2 protein-coding genes are annotated in these 1161 nt (G+C 75.2%); one reads left to right on the top strand and one right to left on the bottom strand.

The window, feature by feature from the left end:
• The first annotated feature begins 6 nt into the window (after window positions 1-6).
• Window positions 7-498, top strand: a complete 492-nt coding sequence (locus tag ACPC54_RS42190) for a DoxX family membrane protein (protein WP_498973064.1) — start codon at window positions 7-9, stop codon at window positions 496-498.
• A gap of 480 nt (window positions 499-978) precedes the next feature.
• Here ACPC54_RS42190 and ACPC54_RS42185 read toward each other — a convergent pair.
• A partial coding sequence (locus tag ACPC54_RS42185; protein ID WP_498973063.1) for a hypothetical protein occupies window positions 979-1161 on the bottom strand: 183 nt, incomplete at its 5' end.

Genomic DNA, 1161 nt, shown 5'->3' with positions numbered 1-1161 from the left:
ACCCGGCTGAACAGCCGCAACGGCTGGCGGGACACCGCCGCCCACTACGCCCTGCTGCCCCTGCGCGTCTTCCTCGGCGCCACCTTCCTCTACGCGGGCCTGGACAAGCTCACCGACAGCACCTTCATGAGGGCCGCCGGCGCCGGTTCGATCGGCGACACCATGCACGCGGCCCGCGGCACCGCCGCCCTCCCCGCCCTGATCGACCTCGCCCTGAAGAGCCCGGTGGGCTTCGGCTACGCCATCGCCCTCGGCGAACTGGCCGTCGGCATCGCCACCCTCCTCGGACTGCTCGGCCGCCTCGCCGCACTGGGCGGCGCGCTGATCTCGCTCAGCCTGTGGCTGACCATGAGCTGGGCCACGACCCCGTACTACTACGGCAACGACCTCGCCTACCTGATGGCCTGGCTGCCCCTGATCCTCGCCGGTGCGCCGTACCTCTCCCTGGACGCCGCATGGCGCGCCCGGGGCCGACAGAGGTCGCTCGGATATCTGTAGGGCGGTCGAGGAGGGGGCGGTCGGTCGAGGGGGGTAGGGCGGTCGAGGGGGGCGAGGCAGGTCAGGGGGTGGGCAGGTGGGGCCGGGACCGGGGCCGTGGGGTTGATTGCGGAGCCGGGGCTCCAGATCCGGGGGTGCAGACCCGAGGTGCCGACCCGAGGTGCAGATCCGAGGCGCGGGGTTGGCTCGCGGGCCGACTGCCCGCGGGACACTTCCCGGCCTCTCCGGGGGCTCTCTCGGGACCCGGGACCCGGGACCTCGGGCCGACCGGCTGGGCGCCGCCATGTCGTGCCGCCGGCGCCCCGGCGCCCCGGCGCCCCGGCGCCGTGCCGGAAGCCGTCGGAGCCGCCGGAGTCGTAGAACCGTCGCGGTCGCCGGCGGTCCCCGAAACCGTCGCGGTCGCCGGAACCGTCGGGCACCGCAGCGGCGCGCCGTCGCGTGGCCTCGCCCCGTCGGTGACTCCGGAGACCGTCGAGCCGGCTAGCCCCGCTCGGTCCCGCCCCGCCCCCGTATCACCCGGTTGAGCGTCGCCGTGGCCCCGGCCAGGCACAGGCCGCCCACCACCAGCGGGACGATCGCGAACCACGGGGTCTTCCACAGGCCGCCCGCGTCCCCGGCGTACACCACCCCGGTGGCGATCAGGAACAACCCGGCGACCAGCTT

The sequence above is a fragment of the Kitasatospora sp. NPDC094028 genome (assembly GCF_049543595.1).
Lineage (GTDB): Bacteria > Actinomycetota > Actinomycetes > Streptomycetales > Streptomycetaceae > Kitasatospora.
This window is presented reverse-complemented; position numbering and strand designations above follow the sequence as displayed.